This is a genomic window from Pedobacter sp. A2324, from assembly GCF_059693705.1.
Map to the genome: position 1 here is coordinate 1 of NZ_JCASSK010000014.1, position 620 is coordinate 620.

Sequence of the window (620 nt, forward strand, 5' to 3'; positions counted from 1 at the left end):
CAGTGGACGGGTATTACCGGCGCACCCAAAAGTATGGCCCTTGCTGTTGATGCCATTGCAAACAGTGGCAATGTGGGCCTGGCCCTTCAGGTAGCCAGCGATAAACTGGGTGCCCAAACCAACTTAAGCGTTTATGGAAATTATTCCTACCGGATACGGATGAATGATGACGGGAGTTCCCGTTTAGCGCTGGGTCTGGGTGTAGGAATGATGCAGCTGGGTATCGACGGTTCACTGCTGAACCCCAACGATCCTGAACCCTATCAGCCCGTTGGTGTACAAAGCACCATTGTGCCTGATGCAAGGGCAGGGGTATACTTTGCCAACGACAGGTATTATGCCGGATTCTCCGTTGACAATCTGATTGCGACTTATATCAATATAGACCGGTACGCCTTCATTGCACAACCAAAGCCTCATTATTATCTTACAGCTGGTGCCTTGTTCCCGATCAATGAAAATTTTCAGATCAAGCCATCTTTTCTGTTAAAAGACGACAGGGGCGGGCCAACGAGTTTAGATTTAAATGCCTTTTTACTGATTAAGGAATTTCTCTGGGTAGGTGGGTCATACCGCACAGGTGTAAAACTCTACGACAAGAGCTATCTTCAAAACGACCT

Annotated in this window: 1 protein-coding gene; it reads left to right on the forward strand. The window is 47.9% G+C overall.

Features of this window, described 5'->3' with window-relative positions; genetic code table 11:
- Positions 1 to 620 (forward strand): PorP/SprF family type IX secretion system membrane protein (locus AC570I_RS21900; protein WP_497407195.1); only part of this gene is annotated, 620 nt, incomplete at both ends.